At 49.8% G+C, this 19,231-nt stretch carries 13 protein-coding genes; 4 read left to right on the forward strand and 9 right to left on the reverse strand.

All coding sequences use genetic code 11. From position 1 onward, the window contains the following. The first annotated feature begins 141 nt into the window (after nt 1-141). The gene (locus KNP91_RS08620; RefSeq protein ID WP_012371364.1) at nt 142-1,848 is read left to right on the forward strand and encodes a M3 family oligoendopeptidase; all 1,707 of its coding nucleotides are present in this window, start codon (nt 142-144) and stop codon (nt 1,846-1,848) included. Between the two features lie 193 nt (nt 1,849-2,041). Here the strand turns inward: KNP91_RS08620 and KNP91_RS08625 are convergent, their stop codons facing one another. Together KNP91_RS08625 and KNP91_RS08630 are read right to left on the reverse strand one after the other, a co-directional pair. Beyond that, nucleotides 2,042-4,843: a putative bifunctional diguanylate cyclase/phosphodiesterase gene (locus KNP91_RS08625; protein ID WP_214849620.1), complete on the reverse strand. Its 2,802-nt coding sequence runs from the start codon at nt 4,841-4,843 to the stop codon at nt 2,042-2,044. A gap of 138 nt (nt 4,844-4,981) precedes the next feature. Further along, entirely contained in the window at nt 4,982-5,404 is a 423-nt protein-coding gene (locus tag KNP91_RS08630) for a CBS domain-containing protein (RefSeq protein ID WP_012371366.1), read from the reverse strand. Nucleotides 5,405-5,580: 176 nt separating this feature from the next. Here KNP91_RS08630 and KNP91_RS08635 point away from each other — a divergent pair, with 176 nt between their 5' ends. From KNP91_RS08635 to KNP91_RS08645, 3 genes are all read left to right on the forward strand, one after another. Next, the gene (locus tag KNP91_RS08635) at nt 5,581-7,824 is read left to right on the forward strand and encodes a methyl-accepting chemotaxis protein (protein WP_214767521.1); all 2,244 of its coding nucleotides are present in this window, start codon (nt 5,581-5,583) and stop codon (nt 7,822-7,824) included. A gap of 168 nt (nt 7,825-7,992) precedes the next feature. Then, nucleotides 7,993-9,147, forward strand: a complete 1,155-nt coding sequence (locus tag KNP91_RS08640) for a helix-turn-helix domain-containing protein (RefSeq protein WP_214849623.1) — start codon at nt 7,993-7,995, stop codon at nt 9,145-9,147. Nucleotides 9,148-9,168: 21 nt separating this feature from the next. Further along, the gene (locus KNP91_RS08645) at nt 9,169-10,362 is read left to right on the forward strand and encodes a CDP-glycerol glycerophosphotransferase family protein (RefSeq protein WP_214849625.1); all 1,194 of its coding nucleotides are present in this window, start codon (nt 9,169-9,171) and stop codon (nt 10,360-10,362) included. 65 nt (nt 10,363-10,427) lie between these two features. On the opposite strand, the gene rlmD is transcribed toward KNP91_RS08645, so the two are convergent. From rlmD to putP, 7 genes are all read right to left on the reverse strand, one after another. Next, nucleotides 10,428-11,792 (reverse strand): 23S rRNA (uracil(1939)-C(5))-methyltransferase RlmD, encoded by a 1,365-nt coding sequence (rlmD, locus tag KNP91_RS08650; RefSeq protein ID WP_214849627.1) that lies wholly within the window; start codon nt 11,790-11,792, stop codon nt 10,428-10,430. Nucleotides 11,793-11,821: 29 nt separating this feature from the next. Next, complete coding sequence (locus tag KNP91_RS08655) at nt 11,822-12,790, reverse strand: diacylglycerol kinase (RefSeq protein ID WP_214767513.1); 969 nt, start codon at nt 12,788-12,790, stop codon at nt 11,822-11,824. A 146-nt stretch (nt 12,791-12,936) separates the two neighbouring features. Further along, nucleotides 12,937-14,370: an Asp-tRNA(Asn)/Glu-tRNA(Gln) amidotransferase subunit GatB gene (gene gatB, locus KNP91_RS08660; protein ID WP_012371374.1), complete on the reverse strand. Its 1,434-nt coding sequence runs from the start codon at nt 14,368-14,370 to the stop codon at nt 12,937-12,939. 13 nt (nt 14,371-14,383) lie between these two features. Then, a complete protein-coding gene (gene gatA / locus KNP91_RS08665) occupies nt 14,384-15,826 on the reverse strand; it encodes an Asp-tRNA(Asn)/Glu-tRNA(Gln) amidotransferase subunit GatA (protein ID WP_214849630.1) in 1,443 nt (480 codons plus the stop codon). Nucleotides 15,827-15,842: 16 nt separating this feature from the next. After that, entirely contained in the window at nt 15,843-16,133 is a 291-nt protein-coding gene (gatC, locus tag KNP91_RS08670; RefSeq protein WP_026827487.1) for an Asp-tRNA(Asn)/Glu-tRNA(Gln) amidotransferase subunit GatC, read from the reverse strand. Nucleotides 16,134-16,334: 201 nt separating this feature from the next. Next, on the reverse strand, nt 16,335-17,555 hold the full coding sequence (locus tag KNP91_RS08675; protein WP_214849632.1) for an Nramp family divalent metal transporter: 1,221 nt from the start codon (nt 17,553-17,555) through the stop codon (nt 16,335-16,337). Nucleotides 17,556-17,705: 150 nt separating this feature from the next. Next, nucleotides 17,706-19,217: a sodium/proline symporter PutP gene (gene putP, locus KNP91_RS08680; protein WP_285801096.1), complete on the reverse strand. Its 1,512-nt coding sequence runs from the start codon at nt 19,215-19,217 to the stop codon at nt 17,706-17,708. Nucleotides 19,218-19,231 lie beyond the last annotated feature (14 nt).

The following is a 19,231-nucleotide window of genomic DNA, read 5'->3' on the forward strand; positions in this document are numbered from 1 at the left end:
TCTTAAAGAAGATTCGATTTTTTTATAGGAGCCAGTTAAATGCAAACTCGCTCACGTTCTCACAAAAAGCATACGTTTGTAACTCTGGTTTTGCAAGTATTTTTGTGTGATAATAGTTAGAAATCACAAGGAGGCGCTTACATGTTAACATTTTCAGAACTTACATATGTCCGTCCTGACCTGAACGTCCTTGAAACTTCTATGCATGCTGCCATCGATCGCTTGCGTGAAGCAACAGATGTCGATACAGCAAACAATGCCATCTCTGAGATTAATACCCTTAGAAATCAATTTGAAACAGCCAGTCAGTTGGTGGAGATCCGTCATACGATCGATACGCGTGACGGTTTCTACGAAACAGAACAGGGTTTCTTTGACGAAGCCGGTCCGGTTTACCAAGGATACGTCTCGAGTTATTATCAGGCACTGACGACTCATCCTCTCCGTTCTTCGCTCGAATCGACGTGGGGCAAACAGCTTTTCTTACTTGCGGAAGCCAGTCTGAAAACATTCTCTGACGAAATCATTCCGAAACTCCAGGAAGAAAATCGTCTGGCCAGTGAATATACGAAACTGATGTCGGCGGCGCAAATCGAATTCGACGGCAAGACATTGAACTTGTCCCAGTTCGGTCCCTATCTCCAGTCAGCCGACCGGACTGTCCGGAAAGCCGCTTCTGAAGCACGCTACGGCTATTTAAAAGAACACGGTGACGCCATCGATACGATTTACGATAAACTCGTCCATGTCCGGACCGACATCGCGAAGACACTTGGTTTCCCGTCGTTCGTCGAGCTCGGCTATGCCCGGATGCTGCGTGTCGATTACGACCAATCGATGGTCGAAAACTACCGTGAACAAATTCTCGAGACGATCGTCCCGATTGCGACATCTCTCAAAGAACGCCAGCAGCGCCGGATCGGCGTCGATTCCCTCTACTATTACGATGAAGGATTTGCTTTTAAAACCGGCAACGCGACACCGCAGGGCGAAGAAGCATTCATCATCGAAGGCGGGAAAAAGATGTACCGTGATATGTCACCGGAGACAAATGAGTTCTTTGAATACATGCTTGAACGCGGCGCGCTCGACTTGACGGCGAAACCGGGTAAAGCAGGCGGCGGCTATTGCACGTACATCGCGGACGAAAAACTCCCATTCATCTTCTCGAACTTCAACGGAACGGCCGGTGACATCGATGTCCTGACACACGAAGTCGGACACGCGTTCCAGGTCTACGAAAGCCGTCACTTCACCGTGCCGGAATACGGGTTCCCGACGTATGAAGCCTGTGAAATCCACTCGATGTCGATGGAATACTTTGCTTATCCGTGGATGGAAGAATTCTTCGGCGATCAGACGGCCAAGTACAAGTTCAGTCACCTTGCAGGCGGCGTGACGTTCCTGCCTTACGGAGTCGCCATTGATGAGTTCCAACATGTCATCTACAATCAACCGGAACTGACACCGGCTGAACGCCGGACGGCATGGCGTGATATTGAGAAGAAATATCTGCCGCACCGGAACTATGAAGAAAATGATTATCTTGATTCAGGCGCTTGGTGGCATCAACAGGGCCACGTCTTCGGCAGCCCGTTCTACTATATCGATTATACGCTGGCGCAAGTCTGTGCCTTCCAGTTCTATGCCTGGATGGAGCAAGACCGGGAAGCTGCCTGGAAATCGTATCTTGAACTCTGTAAGGCTGGTGGGTCGGAAAGCTTCCTGACACTCGTCGAACGTGCCGGACTGAAATCCCCGTTCGCTCCTGGAACGGTCGGGACAGCCGTCGAACCGATCAAGGCCTATTTATCCGAAACGGATGATCTTGCACTCGATCGTGTGTGATTGATTCGCAGGAAAAAACATCAAAAAACGAACCGATGGATCCCGGATCAGGGAAATCCTTCGGTTCGTTTTTTTAGTTTCTGATTTCATCAAAAGAATTGAAAGACGGTTCCATTCAAACGAAAAATGACCGCTCCCGACACCAGCCGGGAAGCGGTCACTTTTCGTATGCAGATGATATCGGATGAATGGATCATCCGGATTGTTTAATATCTTCTTGATAACGGTCATACCAGATTTCGAATTCATCAGCCGGAATCGGACGAGAGTAATAGAACCCTTGACCATACTCACAATCGAGCTTTCGTAAGTTCTCTCCCTGTTCGGCCTGTTCAATCCCTTCCGCCACGACATCATACTTTAACGTATGGGCGAGTCGGATGATTGTCTCGATTAACGGAGCATTTGAACAGGCATCCGTTCCACTGATGAACGAACGGTCAATCTTCAGTCGTTGAATCGGCAAACGGCTCAAATACGACAGCGAGGAATAGCCGGTTCCGAAGTCGTCAATCGCCAGCCGGTAACCGAGTCGATGCAGTGTCTGCAAGGCATCAAAGACGCGCGTATCGGAAAAAACACCAAATGATTCGGTAATTTCCAGCTCCATCCGTTGTTCAATCCCGGGGTAACGTTCCCGGACATCCGTCAACAACTCGACGATCCGGCCGGAGACCAGTTCTTTGACGGATAGATTGGCGGACACACGAAGTGACTCAAGCGGTGTCCCTTCCCATCGTCTGACCTGATTGACGGATTCCTGGACCACCCACATTCCGATTTCTTCAATCAGCATCGACCGTTCGGCAATCGGGATGAAGACAGCCGGACTGATCATCCCACGCTCGGGATGGAACCAGCGCAACAAGGCTTCGCATCCGTCGACCGTTTTGGTTTTCAGATTGACTTGCGGCTGATAAAACAGTTGCAGTTCGTTCCGGGCAATTGCTTCCCGCAACTCGGCTTCGAGAACGACGGATTCCCGGTATTCTTCACTCATCCAGGACTCAAACCAGATCGGTCCACCGGTCTGTTCCCGTTTCGCATGCTGCATCGCGATGTCGACGGAAGACAGCAACGACGTCACCGCGACCGCATCATCCGGATAACGGACCATACTCATACTGATACTGACATCGATTTTTTCACCGTCAATCCGGTAAGGACGTTCCAAAATCGTTTTCAGATCGCGGTAATCAACGATCTCCTGTTGGAAAATCAGGACGGCAAACTCATCGCCGCCAATCCGGGCTGCTGAACCTGTCCCGATGAAATGGTGACGCAAGCGGTTTGCCAGTTCTTTTAGGATTTGATCACCGGCACTGTGTCCGTAGATATCGTTGATCCGTCTGAACTGCCGGACGCCGATCGTCACCAGTTCTCCCGGTTGCGGCGCAGCGATGGCTTCCTCCATCTTTTGCTCAAACCCGTTCCGGTTCAACAAAGAGGTCAGCACATCAAACAGGGCCAGTTGCGTGATCTTTTCTTCGCGCTTAAATTGATCGGTCTCATCATGACAGGTCAGATAAAGTGCCGTTCCGTTGCCGTTTTTCGAAGGAACATGAATGATGTTGACGAACATGTTCCGAATGTCCTGCTTGAAAATCATCTGGCAACGGATGGTCTGGCTGTACCCGTCGATTGCCCGGTTGAGGGCCCGGCGGACACGGTTTAAATCTGCCGGATGAATCAGTTCCTCGATTGTCATCAATTCAGACGACTGGGCCAACTGTTTGAAACGGTCATTTCCGCTGAGCAGTTGAAAATCAGAGGAGAGTGCAACAATCGGATTCGTATTTTGAGAAAATAAGGATTCGATTTCTGCTTTCTTCTGTTTGATTTCCATCGTTTTTTTATCGTTATAATCGAGTAATCCGGAAATGATCGTCGTCATCGTCCGGAACGCTTCAACGACCGGATGGAAGTCATTTAACTCCGGCACCTGATGATGCGACTGTTTCGGACCTTCCGCAAAAAAGTCGGCTTCCGCCTGCAAAATATGTAAGTCCTTTCGGAATGCCCGTAACAGGGATAAGGTCAGCCAAAGCAGAAGCAGAATCACACAGCACGTCGCAATGAACATCAGCCAGGCATTTCGGATCAACGTATTTCCATGATCCGTCATTTCGGTCTGAACATCGGCAATCCCTTGATCAAACGACCGGTACATACTGGTTTGATACCGCTTTGCCACTTCGTCCATCGTTCCGTATTGTTTCAGTTCCGGTTGATTGATGGTCGCATCGATCATTCGTAAATAGGCGTACATCTGATTGCTCATCACCGAGATATCCCGGCGAAGCTCTTCATCTTCCGGCCGCATCGTTGCGTAAAAGGACTGGATCAAAGCGTTGTTCCGTGAGTTCAGCTCCTGGCGTGTCTGACGAAGGCGCAACAGATCAATCGAGTTCAATTGATTCTCCCGGTTAATGCTCACTAAAAACTGTCCCGCCCGGCCAAGCTCTTCCTGCATCAAAAAGAGATTCGAGAAAAACGTGTAATAGGTCCCGGTCTCGCCGCTCAAATACAGTTGGTTGAACAGGACTTCGCTTTTATAGGCAGTCGCTGCCTGAAAAAATTGATGCTCCGACTGATATCCGCCGGTCTGCAGCCGGTTGATTTCAGACAGGAGTTCTTTTTGAGCAGGTCCTTCCATCCGGAGCTGCTTGATCTGCCGGCCAAGTGCCGTCAGTTCCGTTTTCGTTTGTTGCCACGTCTCGGTCCGTGTCGCAACGGCATCTCCCGTCGTTTCACTTAAGGTGAGGTAATACTCATTCGTCACATCCCGTTCAACCTGATTGAGTCGTTCAAAAATATCCATCATCTCGCTTGAGCGTTTGAACTGATATCCTTCTTCCAGATTCTTTACCAGTTGTTGCGTCGCGATCAACAACGCTAACAGACCAATAACTGAAATCATCCATGAGAACGTTTTGTAGTAGGAGCGTTTTCGGAATGCTTCTACGATGGAGACTGGTGATAAACGTCGCAACACATCGTCCTCCCTAACTTGTCATTATGTTTCTATATCGTCTTGTCGGGACGGTTCGTGAAGTCAAAAGCAGTTAAAAAGGGTCAATAAAAAGCACTTCTTCCCACTTTTCGTGAAAATCAGTGCTTTTTATACTAGATTTTAGTATTGAACGTTCTCGCGTGCCACTTTTTTAGCAAAATAGTCAATGATGTCACGGCGACGAATGATGCCGATAAAGTGTTTCCCGTCATCGATGACCGGTACGAAATTTTGATCGGTGATGACTTCAATCATCTCTTCCATCTGTGCTGTGATCGAGACCGGTTTGTACCGGACACGCTGTTTGATATCCGTTAAACGGGTTTGCAGAACATGATCGTAATCCGCATGTTCAAGATTTTTTTCAAGTGCCCACAGGACATCCCCTTCCGTCAGGGTTCCTGCATATTTTCCTTTGTCATCAACGAGTGGGACCGATGTGAATCGATGATGTTTCATCTTTTCAAGTGCTTGTCTGACCGTTGATTCAGGATCTAAGTATTTCACTTCGTCTTTTGGTAATAAGAAAAAAGCAATATTCATGTTCGTTCCTCCCTAGCCACTCTGTGACACCGCTTCTATTTTATCATGAACTCAGGTTTCGTTCAGTTCCCAAATCATGAAAATCTCCCCACAATTCCTTCATATTTAGTACTACCCTTCCGATAATCAGAATAGACAGATTTTAAAGACTATTTAAAAAGATAGGAGAATTACATATGCGTCTTCCAATTACACGCCGGCTTTTCATCGGGTTGATTTTACTGCCCGCTCTCACGTTAGGAGTCTCGACCTGGTTTTCATATAATCAGACGAGTCAGACTGTCGAACGGTTGGTCGATTCGACCTCCCAAACGGCCTTAAAACAGCTTGAGCAATCCTTCTCCCGTATCATCGATGACACAAAAAAAGATACGACCCTGTTGGCCGGTCTCCCGTTTAACCGGACGAACGGACAACTGCCGAGTTACATAAGCAATACACCGGAACCGGGAGCGGAACTCCCGTCCCAAAAAGCGAAAGACATCTACAGCGTCCTCGAAAAATACGGTTCATCCAAAATCGAAAATTCCTTTGTCCAATATGCGGATACCAAGGGCGGTTATTTAAATTGGCCGAAACAGGAAGCCGCGTCGGGATACGATCCACGCCAGGACGTCTGGTACAAACAGGCGTTGGAAAATTCGAGTACGGTCGCGATGAGCGAACCGTACTATGATCAAGCTACCAAGCTTTCGGTCATCGGTTTTTCAAAAGCAGCGCTCGATGATCAGGCGAATATCAAAGGTGTCTTATCCGTCTATAAAAGTGTCGACCGGTTATCGGAAGACATGAAACGGATTGAAATCGGTCAAAAAGGATTTGTCTTCAGTTATACAAAAGACGGTCAGATCGTCACGCATCCGAATAAAAACTATTTCTTTAAGAAAGTCGACCAGTTACGCGAAGATGGAAAAGCGTATTTCGAAGCCCCTAAACAAATGATCAGTCAGGAATCCGGTTCGACGATCATGGAGGTCGGCGGAAAAAAATCCGTCGTCATCTGGCAACTGTCCTCGAAGACGGGCTTTAAACTGGCGGTCGTTCTCGATTATGCCTCGTTGTATGCTCCTAAGGACGCAATGCTGACACAATCGTTGATCAACTTCGTCATTGCAATCGCCTTGGCGACTTTAATCGCCTGGCTCATCGGCCGTTCCATCAATCGGCCGTTAGCCGGTCTTCGCCGTGAGGCGTTAGCCATCGCAAGCGGTGATTTACGCACAACGAACCGCCCGAAACGCTGGATCCGCGATGAACTGTCGGATCTCGGCGAAAACTTTGACGCCATGCGCCAAAAGCTCCGGCAAACAATTACAGCGATGACCGAGTCCGCCGGCACCGTCCGGGATGCTTCGCACGATTTATCGTCAAATGCCGTTCATGTTCAAAATGCATCGGTTCAAATCGGACAGACAATGGAAGAAATTGCTGCTGCCGGTGAAACGCAGACGAAACAAGCGGAACGTTCTTCCCATGCGGTTTACGGTGTCAAGGAACGATCGATCGCAATGCAGACCGCTGCTACCGAAACGCTGACCGAAGTCGCATCTGTCGCCTCTGCCGCGACACGTGGCAGTCGCCTGACGAAACAGACTATCACGGATCTGTTACAGCATTCTGATTCATTGGAACAGGAGATTCAAAATACATCCGACTTCCTCGGCAAACGCTCTGAAGAAATCGGCAAGATTCTCGGAACGTTACAGGCCATCTCTAGTCAAACCAATCTCTTGGCTTTAAACGCGGCCATCGAGGCGGCACGTGTCGGGGAACAGGGACGCGGGTTTGCCGTCGTCGCGAGTGAAGTGCGGAAACTGGCCGAAGAAAGTGATCAGTCCGCGAAACAAATCAAACAGTTACTCGATAACATCCAACATGAAACGCAGACGGCGATGGGTGCGATGAACGGCGTCATGGATGACTTAAAACACTCGCTAGAATCGGTCAAGACGACCGGAGTCGATTTCGAACAGATTGCCGGGTCCGTCCAGCATGTCTCGAACCGGACAGAATCTTTGACGGGAGATATCAGTGCCCTGACTCATGCGACCGAAGAGGTTTCTGACGCGATGGGAACGATTCTTGCCTTGACGGAAGAAAATGCTGCCGGCATCGAGACGAGTGCCGCAAGCATCCAGGAAACAAATGCGACGATCGAAGCCGTCACGACAGCAGCGGCTCATCTCGCGCAAATCGCAACGGAACTCCATGCCTTGACCGTCGACTTCCAAGTCGATGAACCGATCGACGGGGACGAACTTCTCCCTCCGGCTGAAACATCTGAACCACTTGTACACGACCTGTCTTACGACGAAGTAGCGGCTTCACTCGAGGAACATGCTGAACCCGAGCAAACGTCAAAGGACGATGAATCGGCTGATTCGGCTGACTCAGACTCTTCTGACGATGCTCCCCGGTAAACGATTTTCCTTCCAACTCAAAAAGACATCAACCGCCTGAACAAACGGGCCGTTGATGTCTTTTGTTTTTTTAAATGTCTTCTCGGCTTCAAATGATTCTTGCTATACAATCATCGGGACACGACGTAAACTGAAAACAACACGTTTTTAAAGAACGGAGGAACTCCAGTGTCGCCCTTATCAACAGAAGATTTGATTCAAATCGCGGAAAGTCTTTACGGGACGACGGGCTTTTTTGTTTCGTACCAGTCCCTGACCGGTGAGAAACTGGATATCAGTCCGGCCGCGCCTTCGCATCCGAGCCGGTTATCGATCGAACAGGAATGGCCGGCACCGGATCAGACACCGCTCCTGTATACCTTAAAAGATGGAACGGCTTACCTGTTTATTCCCGTCCAGGAACAAGGACAGTACCGGATCGGTCCGGTCTTACTGCAATCGGCTCTGTTCCGTGCGCACATTCAGGATGAAGCGTTCCATCAATTTTATAAAGCCTTGACCCGGACGACGGAAAACCGGTTGATCGACTGCGCTCATCTGGTCCACCGTTTACTGACCGGCCAGCAACTCGCTAAACGGGACATCCGAACCGAATCGGAAAGCGAAGAGCAGGAAATTCCGCTGATTGCCGATGTTTCCCCTCATACTGCAACGACTGCCTACATCAAGGCCTGGGAGCGGGAACAGCAGATCATCGAATGGATTTCCTCCGGACAAAGCGAACGCTTGGCGACGACCTACTCTCTACCCGCTTACGGTGAATTCGGATCACTTGCGCGTCACCAGCCGTTACGGGCTGAAAAAAATCTGTTGCTCGGCACAGTGTTGTTGAGCGCCCGGGCTGCGATTAACGGCGGGCTGGAACCGGATGAAGCCTTTATGCTCAGCGACCGGATGATTGAATCGATTGAAGCGGCAACCAGTATTTCCGAGCTTCGTAACCGCCACGTCCGGATCACGGTCAGCTTTGCAGAGGCCGTCAAACAGATTCAGGAGTTGCGCCATTCGCCGCACGTACTCGCCGCGATCCGTTATATCCAGCAGCACTTGTATGATCCGTTATCGGTCTCGTCGATCAGCCAGGCGATTCACGTTTCATCAAATTATTTATCCGTCCTGTTCAAGGAAGAGACGGGACTTCCGCTCGCACGTTACGTCATTCGTGAACGGATTCGTGAAGCGAAACGGCTGTTGCGTTCGACGGATGATTCCCTGCTGACGATCTCGAACAAGTTACATTTCTCGAGTCAAAGTCATTTTAGTCAGGCGTTCAAACAGACGACCGGCGAGACACCGACTCATTACAGACAACATCATTTTTAATCTTTTTTAAAGGAGTATGACATGACACAGCTACTTACGAAAATCCGCCGCAAGAAAATCCATAAAGGATTGCTTCTCTATCGGCTGTTTCAACAGCTTCCGGTTCAAAAAAATCTTGTCCTGTTTGAAAGCTTTTTAGGTCGCGGTTATTCGGACAATCCGAAAGCGCTCTACCTGACACTTCAAAAACAGCGTCCGGAACTTCAGCTCGTCTGGATTTTTGCCAAAGAACCGAACGCCGCAGTCAAGGCAGCTTGTCCGAACTGGGTATTGCGGAACAGCCCGAAATACTATTACCTGATGGCCCGGGCGCAGTACTGGATTTTCAATACGCGTCAGCCGCTCAGCTTAAAAAAACGACGGGAAACAATGTATTTACAGACCTGGCACGGGACTCCTTTAAAACGGCTCGGACTCGACATGGATGAGGTCCATATGCCGGGTACGAATACCGAACAGTACAAAAAGAACTTTTCTGCCCAGGCCAAGGAATGGAACTATCTGCTTTCACCCAATCTCTATTCCAGCGCCATTTTCAAACGGGCCTTTGATTTCCGGGGACTGCTTCTTGAAACCGGTTATCCGCGAAATGACCTGTTGTATGCACCGGACCGTCAGCAACAAGCCGGACAGATCAAACAGTCACTGCGATTGCCGCCCGGTAAAAAAGTCATCTTGTATGCACCGACCTGGCGGGACGACGAGTTCGTAACGAAAGGTCAGTACCGGTTTAATCTCAAACTGGATTTGAAACAGATGCAATCCCGTTTAGGTGACGACTACATCGTTCTGTTACGGATGCACTACTTGATTGCGGAACACCTGGACTTGACGGCGTTTGACGGGTTTGCATACGACGTGTCCGCTTACGGCGATATCGCGGAACTGTATCTGATCAGTGATCTGTTGATTACGGATTACTCGTCCGTCTTCTTCGATTATGCTCACTTGAACCGTCCGATGTTATTCTTTACGTATGATTTAGAGAAATACGCTTCCATCCTCCGGGGATTCTATTTTGATTTTGAAGCGGTCGTTCCCGGTCCACTGTTAAAAGAAAGTGATCAGGTCATCGATTATATCGAAGACATTGCAACACAGTCCAAACAGTACGAAGAGAAATACACCGCGTTCCAGGAACGCTTTTGTAGCCTCGATGACGGGAAAGCCAGTCAACGGGTTGTTAATGCATTGTTTCCAGCTAAAATCATATAAAAAAGCGAGAATCTCTTACCGAAAGATCGGTAAAGGGATTCTCGCTTTTTATAATTTAAGAGAACTTAGTTTTCTTCACGCACGAACAAAGCAACGCTCTCGACGTGTGTCGTATGCGGGAACATATCGACCGGTGTCACTTCCATCAGCTTGTAGCCGAGTTCAGCAAGAAGCTTCGCGTCACGCGCTTGTGTTGAAGCGTTACAAGAAACGTAAACGATCCGCTTTGGCGCGACTTCAGCAGTAGCACGGAGGAATTCTTCGTCACAGCCTTTACGCGGCGGGTCAACGACGATGACGTCCGGCTTGATGCCGCCTTTAACGAGTGCCGGCATGACCGTTTCTGCCGTTCCGTATTCGAACGAGACGTTATCGATGCCGTTAGCTTTTGCATTCCGGCGTGCGTCGTCAATCGCTTGCGGTACCATTTCAATGCCGTAGACGTGTTTTGCCTGTTGTGCGAGCGATAATGAAATCGAACCGATTCCGCAGTACGCATCAACGACGATTTCATCGCCTGTTAATTGCGCGTATTCCAGCGCTTTTCCGTACAGTTTTTCCGTTTGCAACGGATTGACCTGGAAGAACGAATGCGGTGAAATTTCATACGTCAATCCGGCGATTTGATCGCGGATGACAGACGGTCCGTGTAAGACGATGTTCCGTTTTCCGAGGATGACATTCGTCTCATCCGGGTTGATGTTTTGCTGGATCGATGTAACGTTCGGGACAGCTTTTAAGATGCCTTCGACGATTTTATCAGCACCGCGCAATTGTTTGACCTTCGTCACGAGGACGATCATCAATTCGTTTGTGTGGTACCCGTGGCGTGCCATGATGTGACGGATGACACCGCTGTTTTTCTTTTCATCGTAAGCTGGAACCTTCAGGTCAGCCAGTACTTTGCGGACAGCTTGGATGGCATCGTCGTTCTCTTTATTTTGGATCAGACAGTAATCCATATCGATGATCCGGTGACTGCGTTTTTGATAAAAACCAGCCATTAACTTGTTGGATTGGAACGCGACCGGGACTTGTGCCTTGTTGCGGTAACCCCATGGATCTTCCATGCCCATCGTTTCGTGGACCGGAATCTCAAGACCGGCAAGACGCGCGAACGCATCACGGACACGGTTGTGTTTGAATTTCAGTTCCGCCTCATACGAGAGGTGCTGCAACTGGCAACCGCCGCACTGGTTATAGACCGGGCAAGGCGGCTCGACACGATCGACACTCTTCGTTTTTTGACGGATGATCCGTCCGAAACCGTATGATTTCGTCGTTTTTGTAATTCTGATTTTGACTTGTTCCGTCGGCAAAGCACCGGGAATGAAGACCGTGTAGCCGTCAATCCGGGCAACTCCTGAACCGTCGTGCGTCAAGTCGACGATATCGACAACGTGCTCATCGTTTTTTTGTACTGGAATCATATTGTTTTCCTCCTAGAAAATCCCGCGTCTTACGCGAGATTCGTTTCCTGTTCTTGTGCCTGTAGCTGTAAATTGATCGTTTCCATCTCGTCGATCCGGGACTTCGGCGTCATGACGTCGAAATGCGATTGAAGATTCGTCATCTCCCCTTCACAAATTCCGCCAAACTCGCCATCGATGTTCAAGCTCATCTCGGATGTATTTCGCATCCGAACGAATGACGTCGTCACATGTTCAATACATGGATCAGAGAAGTGGTCTCCCTTTAACGCCAACCGCATGACGCGGATTAACTCAACGAGATTACATTTTTTCAAAATGAATAAATCAAAGCGTCCATCATTGAGGGAAGCATTCGGTGAAAGTTTTTCAAAACCGCCTACAGAATTGGTGTTCGAAGTCAAAAACAACATGACTTCGCCTTTAAAAATCCCGCGTTCGTGTTCGAGCTCGACATAGGTCGGACGGATTTGCGGGAGTTTTTCCATCCCTTTGACGTAATACGCCAACTGTCCGAGTGCCGTCTTCAGTTTTGATGGAACTTCATACGAGAGTTCCGTCATGATGCCACCACCTGCGATGTTGATGAAGTAGTGGGTGCCTGTCGTCCCTTCGATCTTTCCGATGTCGACGGGCATCGTGTACCCGGTACAGATGACATCCATCGCCCCTTCAATCGTCAAAGGAATCCGCATCGCCCGGCCAAAGTCATTCGTCGTTCCGACCGGTAAGACACCGAGTTTCGGACGCACCGGATACGATGCCATGCCACTAATCACTTCGTTTAACGTGCCATCTCCACCTGCAGCAACGACAAGGTCAAATTCGGCTTCACAGGCCCGTGCTGCTTCATATGTCGCGTCACCGACCGCTTTCGTCGAATAGACGGAAGTCTCATAACCCGCTGCTTCCAGCCGGTCTAAGATATACGGCAGATTTCGCTTTACCATCTCTTTCCCGGAAGTCGGGTTATAAATCACTCGCGCTCTAGGTCTCATAAGATTTTCTCCTTTTTTACTCAACCGATCCATTTGATACATAACTGTTTTATTTTACATGAAGTACCGGCACATTACAAAGGCAAAAAAAGAAGCCCCGCTTCCTTCTCTTGGTTTAGGAGAGGAGAGCGGCGCTTCAGCAAGACTTATTTTAATTTTTCGAGTTCTTCGTAGAACAGCTGATCGAGCAGTGCCGGATTCGCCATTCCTTTTGTTTTTTTCATGATTTGACCGATGACAAACCCTTTTTTCCGATCGCGGCCGTTGACTAGTTCTTCAACGACTGCCGGGTTAGCTTCGAACATCTCGACGACCAGTCCGCGAAGCAGTCCTTCGTCCGAGATTTGCGCGAGTCCTTGTTCTTCGACGTAAGCGCGTGGTTCGACGCCTTGTTCGATGACTGCCGTAAAGACTTGTTTCGCGATTTTCGATGAAATCGTTCCGCCGGCAATCAGTTCGATCATTTCAGCGAGACGGGCCGGTGTCAGCTTGATCGTGTCGAACGTTTCCGTCGATTTGTTCAAGTGACCTTGGACTTCCCCGACCGTCCAGTTGGCAGCAGCCTTCGGTTCAGCACCGGCTGCAATCGTCGCTTCAAAATACTCGGCCATCTCACGTGTGACCGTCAATTGTTTCGCGTCATACGCCGACAGACCTAGCGCTTCCTGGTAGCGGACACGACGGGCATCCGGTAATTCCGGAATGCCGGCGCGGATCGCTTCTTTCCAGTCGTGGTCGAGAACCAGCTTGACGAGATCCGGTTCCGGGAAGTAGCGGTAATCGGATGCGCCTTCTTTAACGCGCATCAAGACCGTTTGTTTTTTCGTTTCGTCAAAGCGAAGTGTCTCCTGGCGCATGACGCCGCCGGATAACAACAACTTACGGTGACGGTCTTCTTCAAACTCAAGACCTTTTAGGACGTTTCCGAACGAGTTCAAGTTCTTCAACTCGGTTTTCGTTCCGAACTTCTCTTGACCGTATGGACGGACGGAGATGTTACAGTCGCAACGTAACGAACCTTCTTCCATCTTGACGTCCGAGACACCGGCATATTGGAGGACTTCCTTGAGTCGTTCGAGGTAAGCGACCGCTTCTTTCGGTGAGCGCATGTCCGCTTCACTGACGATCTCGATTAACGGGGCACCGGTCCGGTTGAAGTCGACGACCGAATGATTGGCACCGGTGTGGTTCATCTTCCCGGCATCTTCTTCGAGGTGGACACGTTCAATCCGGAAACGTTTTGTTTCGCCGTCGACCTCCGCATCGATGTAGCCGTCAAAACCGATCGGCTGATCAAACTGTGAAATTTGATAGGCTTTCGGTGTATCCGGATAAAAATAGTTTTTCCGGTCGAATTTCGTTTGATCAGCGACATGACAGTTTAACGCCATGGCAGCACGAACCGCGAGTTCAACCGCTTTTTCGTTGATTTTCGGCAGGACGCCGGGATGTCCGAGACAGATCGGGCACGTCTTCGTGTTCGTTTCTGCGCCGTATTCCCGGGCACAGCCGCAAAACATCTTCGTATTTGTATTTAATTCGGCATGGACCTCAATACCGATGACCGTTTCAAAGTTCATAAGGCATTCTCCTTTATAACTTCGGAAGCGCGAATCCGCCGGTCGCAAGCTCAAATGCATGCGCCGCACGATAAATCGTCGCCTCGTCAAAGTGTTTTCCGATGATTTGCAGACCGACCGGTAATCCGTCGACAAGACCGGCTGGAACCGAAATTGCCGGAACACCTGCCAGGTTAATTGGAATCGTCAAGATATCGTTGGCATACATCGTGACCGGATCGTCGTTTTGGGCACCGAGTTCGAACGCAGGTGTCGGAGCAGTTGGTCCGATAATGACGTCGTAGTTGGCAAGGACCTGGTCGAAGTCCTGTTTGATCAGCGTCCGCGCTTGTTGTGCTTTTTTATAGTAGGCATCGTAGTAACCTGAGCTGAGGGCATATGTGCCGAGCATGATCCGCCGTTTAACTTCGTCACCAAAGCCTTGTGCGCGGGAATACTTGAAGACATCTTCGAGTGCATCGGCTTCGGCACGGACACCATAACGGATTCCGTCGAAACGTGCGAGGTTCGATGAAGCTTCTGAAGAAGCAAGCAGGTAATACGTCGCGAGCGCATATTTCGAGTTCGGAAGCGAGACTTCGTCGACTGTCGCGCCAAGCGATTCAAGTTTCTTGATGGCAGCACGGATATTTTCTTTAACGCCTTCACTGATTCCTTCGCCGAAGTACTCTTTCGGGACGGCAATCTTGAGACCTTTGATATCACCTGTCAATGCTTGCGTGTAATCGGTCGGGTTGACGTTCGCTGACGTCGAATCCTTTTCACAGTGTCCGGCAATCGCACTCAATAAATACGCATTGTCTTCGACTGTCCGTGTCAAGGGACCGATTTGGTCAAGTGACGACGCAAAAGCGACGAGACCGTAACGCGAGACGAGACCGTAAGTCGGTTTCAATCCGACAACACCACAGTAAGCGGCCGGTTGACGGATCGAACCACCCGTATCCGAACCGAGGCTGAACAAGACTTCTCCAGCCGCGACAGCAGCTGCTGAGCCGCCTGACGAGCCACCCGGGACGTGTTTCGTGTTCCACGGGTTACGGACCGGCTTGTAGGCCGAGTTTTCATTTGATGAACCCATCGCGAACTCATCCATGTTAAGTTTCCCGATTGTGACGGCTCCTGCTTCATGCAGACGCTCGACGACTGTCGCATCGTGTGCCGGGACGAAGTTTTCGAGGAACTTCGAACCGCACGTCGTCGTCATCCCTTTCGTGACGATATTGTCTTTCACACCAATCGGTAAACCGAATAACGGGTTTGCTTCGTGTTTCGCAATCTCGTCCATCCGTTTTGCCTGTTCGAAAGCATCTTCGTTTAATGATAAAAATGCGCCGATGTTTCCGTCGACACGGTCAATGCGGTCAAAGGATTCCTGGACAAGTTCGGATACTTTGACTTCTCCGTCTTTGACGAGTGTGTGTAAGTTCTTTACACCATGTTCAAAAAGTGACATATCGGTGGTCTCCTCCTTATTCGAATACTGCCGGGACACGGACTTGTCCGTCTTCCCAATCAGGTGAGAGTCGTTCTACTTCCGTGCGCGGTAGCGACGGGCGGACTTCGTCTTTACGCAAGACGTTTTTGAGATCGAGGACGTGTGTCGTCGGTTCGACGCCTGTCGTATCAAGCTCATTTAATTGTTCAGCGAACCCGAGAATCTTCTCAAGTTGAACGGTAAATTGTTGGACTTCTTCATCTGTTACGGCGAGACGTGCTAAATGCGCCACATGGCGGACTTGTTCTTCATTAATCTTTGCCATCTGATTCCACCTCCGGAACTTTTTCAATATATTTTACACTATTTTTAATCATAGCACTTTTTGTCCAGACAAAAAAGACGATGGTGCATCGGGGGGAGGTCCGCACCATCGTCCTTATAGGGGTAGCAAAGCTTCCGGGCAGAAAGCTTCTAGTAATGAATTACCCGTGCTGTCGGTAAGCAAAACAAGAAATCTGATTATTCAAAATAAAAGATCCCCCAGCAGATAGACATTGAAGACGATGACGATACTGACGATCGTCCAAGCGACACCTTTCGTCAGCGTCCGGTTTTTATATTTGCCCATGATCCGTTCACTGGATGTCGCACGAATTAACGGGATCAAGGCAAACGGAATTCCGAACGATAAGGCGACTTGACTCCAAATCAACGCCCGGGTCGGGTCAAAGCCGGATAACAATAAGAGGATCGCCGGTAACATCGTCACACTGCGCCGGAGGAAAATCGGAATCTCCATCTTCAGGAATCCGCGCATGATGGCATCCCCGGACATCGTCCCGACACTCGACGAGGCAAGTCCGGAAATCAGTAACGCTCCGCCAAACAGATAAGGTGCCGCGCCGCCGAGCGACGTCCCGAGTCCGTGAAAAATACTTTCCAGTGTCTCTGCCTGTTGGCTCGTTCCGAAGAAGACCGTCGCGGCAATGACAAGCATTGCGCCGTTGACTGCCCCCGCAATCAGCATCGCAGCCCAAATATCCATCTTTTGAATCCGTAACAACCCTTTTTTATCCGCGATTGTTCCCATCCGGCGTTTCGTTAAATCGGAATGGAGATAAATCGCATGCGGCATGACCGTTGCCCCGAGCATCCCTGCTGCAAGGACAATGCTCGACGTTCCGGAAAATCCGGGAATCAATCCGCCGGCGACATCGCGCAGGACCGGTTTAACTTCAATGACCTGAATCGCAAACGCCAGAGCGATGACGAGGACTAACGCTCCGATGACAGCTTCAAAATGACGTAACCCTTTCCGTTCAAATCCAAGGATGACGAACGAAGCAACCGCTGTCAGCAAGGCGGCGATTTTCAAATCGATGCCGAACAGCAGGTTAAAACCGAGTGCCGCCCCGACGAACTCCGCTAAATCCGTTGCCATCGCGACGAGTTCGGCCTGCGCCCAATAAAGAATTCGCATGACCGGCGACAGTTCATCCCGAATGACTTCCGCAAGGCTCGTATTGCTGACCAGCCCCAGTTTGGCCGATAGTGTCTGAATCATCACGGCCATCAGGTTGGCGGCAACAATTACCCACAACAGTAAAAATCCGTACTGGGCTCCTGCCGTCATGTTCGTCGCAAAATTCCCCGGATCGAGGTAAGCGACGGCGGCGACAAAAGCCGGTCCGATATAGTGTCTTTTTTTCAAACGCTCCACTGGAACGATCGGTTGACTTACCACTTTGCCTCACCTCTCTTTAGTTGTTAGTATACGCTTTTTTTGCGTATAGGCAACATATATGCTTTATGTAAAGATATGTTCACCAAGTTAGTTTCTTCTATAGAAAAGAATGTCCGGCGCACAAGGCACCGGACATTCTCTCTGCTAACATCAAACTACTTTCCGTTGTTGCTCCGCTCCTTTGAGCTGAGCTTGTACTTCATCGAATTCATCATACATCGCTTGACTTGGTGCCTTCGTCAAGAGACTGCCGACAACAAGTGCGACGGTAGACGCGATGAATGCAGGAATCATTTCATACATCTCCGAGATGTAGAACGGAAGATCTTTGACGTACATCTTCACTAAAATCCAGGCGATGACGACGACCGATCCCGTAATCATCGAAGCAAGGGCACCATGTTTGTTCATCCGGCGCCATAATAGGCTGAACAGGACGACCGGTCCAAAGGCGGCACCGAATCCGGCCCACGCATATCCGACCAACGTCAGAATGGATTTTTGCGCGCCAAATGATAAGGCGATCGCAAGCAGTGCAACGACGAGAACCATGATCCGCCCCATAACCATCAACTCTTTATCTGATGCATTCCGTTTCAGGAAACGCTGATAAAAATCATTGGTTGCAGCACTCGACGAGACGAGCAATTGCGTCGAGATCGTCGACATGATGGCCGCGAGCAATGCTGCGAGTAATAGCCCTGTGATGAAACCCGGGAACAAGTCACGCGACAATTGAATGAAGACGTTCTCCGGATTCTCGAGTGTTCCGCCTTGTTGTGTGAAGTAGGCATATCCGAATAATCCCGTTATCATGGCCCCGACGATCGAAAACGTCATCCAGATCATCCCGACCCGGCGCGCCGCTTTCATTTCATGCAGGTTTCGAATCGCCATAAAACGGACGATGATGTGCGGCTGACCAAAGTAACCAAGTCCCCATGCCAGCAGGGAAACGATCCCGATCACGGTCGTCCCTTTAAAAAGTTCGAGTTTCGAACCGTCCGTCGAACGAATCGTCTCAAGCGTTTCATTGATTCCGCCGCTGAGCGTCAGCGTGACAGCCGGAACGATCAGCAAGGCGATGACCATGATCATGCCCTGCACGACGTCCGTCCAACTGACGGCAAGGAATCCGCCGAGGAAGACATACGCAATGACGACAGCCGCCAAAATCCATAAGCCGGTTGTATATTCGAGTCCGAAGACGGATTCAAACAGACGACCACCGGCAACAAAACCACTTGAAGCGTACATTATAAAGAATATTAAGATAACTCCAGCTGAAACTGTACGCAGGACACCACTTTTATCGTGGAACCGCTTTTCAAAGTAGTCGGGAATCGTGATGGCATCCCCGGCATGCGCTGTATACGCACGTAAACGTGGTGCGACGAGCAGCCAGTTGGCATAGGCACCGAGCAATAACCCGATGACGATCCAACCACTGGACAGACCAGTTGCAAACATGGCACCCGGTAATCCCATCAACAGCCACCCACTCATATCACTGGCTCCTGCTGAGAGCGCTGTGACGACAGGTCCGATTGTTCGTCCTCCCAGCATATAATCGTTCATGTTTTTTGTCCGATAATACGCGACGACACCTAGTGTGACCATCAAACCCAGATACAACAAAATCGCGAACCACATTCCGTTCATCTCGTGCTCCCCCT

Source organism: Exiguobacterium sp. s138, assembly GCF_018618775.1.
Classification (GTDB): Bacteria; Bacillota; Bacilli; order Exiguobacteriales; family Exiguobacteriaceae; genus Exiguobacterium_A; species Exiguobacterium_A artemiae.

What these genes read in the sequence shown, in the direction of transcription:
- KNP91_RS08635 (WP_214767521.1), top strand. Translation starts at nt 5,581, where the DNA reads ATGCGTCTTCCAATTACACGCCGGCTTTTCATCGGGTTGATTTTACTG.
- rlmD (WP_214849627.1), bottom strand. Translation starts at nt 11,792, where the DNA reads ATGATTCCAGTACAAAAAAACGATGAGCACGTTGTCGATATCGTCGAC.
- gatB (WP_012371374.1), bottom strand. Translation starts at nt 14,370, where the DNA reads ATGAACTTTGAAACGGTCATCGGTATTGAGGTCCATGCCGAATTAAAT.
- gatA (WP_214849630.1), bottom strand. Translation starts at nt 15,826, where the DNA reads ATGTCACTTTTTGAACATGGTGTAAAGAACTTACACACACTCGTCAAA.
- putP (WP_285801096.1), bottom strand. Translation starts at nt 19,217, where the DNA reads ATGAACGGAATGTGGTTCGCGATTTTGTTGTATCTGGGTTTGATGGTC.
- KNP91_RS08655 (WP_214767513.1), bottom strand. Translation starts at nt 12,790, where the DNA reads ATGAGACCTAGAGCGCGAGTGATTTATAACCCGACTTCCGGGAAAGAG.
- gatC (WP_026827487.1), bottom strand. Translation starts at nt 16,133, where the DNA reads ATGGCAAAGATTAATGAAGAACAAGTCCGCCATGTGGCGCATTTAGCA.
- KNP91_RS08630 (WP_012371366.1), bottom strand. Translation starts at nt 5,404, where the DNA reads ATGAATATTGCTTTTTTCTTATTACCAAAAGACGAAGTGAAATACTTA.
- KNP91_RS08645 (WP_214849625.1), top strand. Translation starts at nt 9,169, where the DNA reads ATGACACAGCTACTTACGAAAATCCGCCGCAAGAAAATCCATAAAGGA.
- KNP91_RS08620 (WP_012371364.1), top strand. Translation starts at nt 142, where the DNA reads ATGTTAACATTTTCAGAACTTACATATGTCCGTCCTGACCTGAACGTC.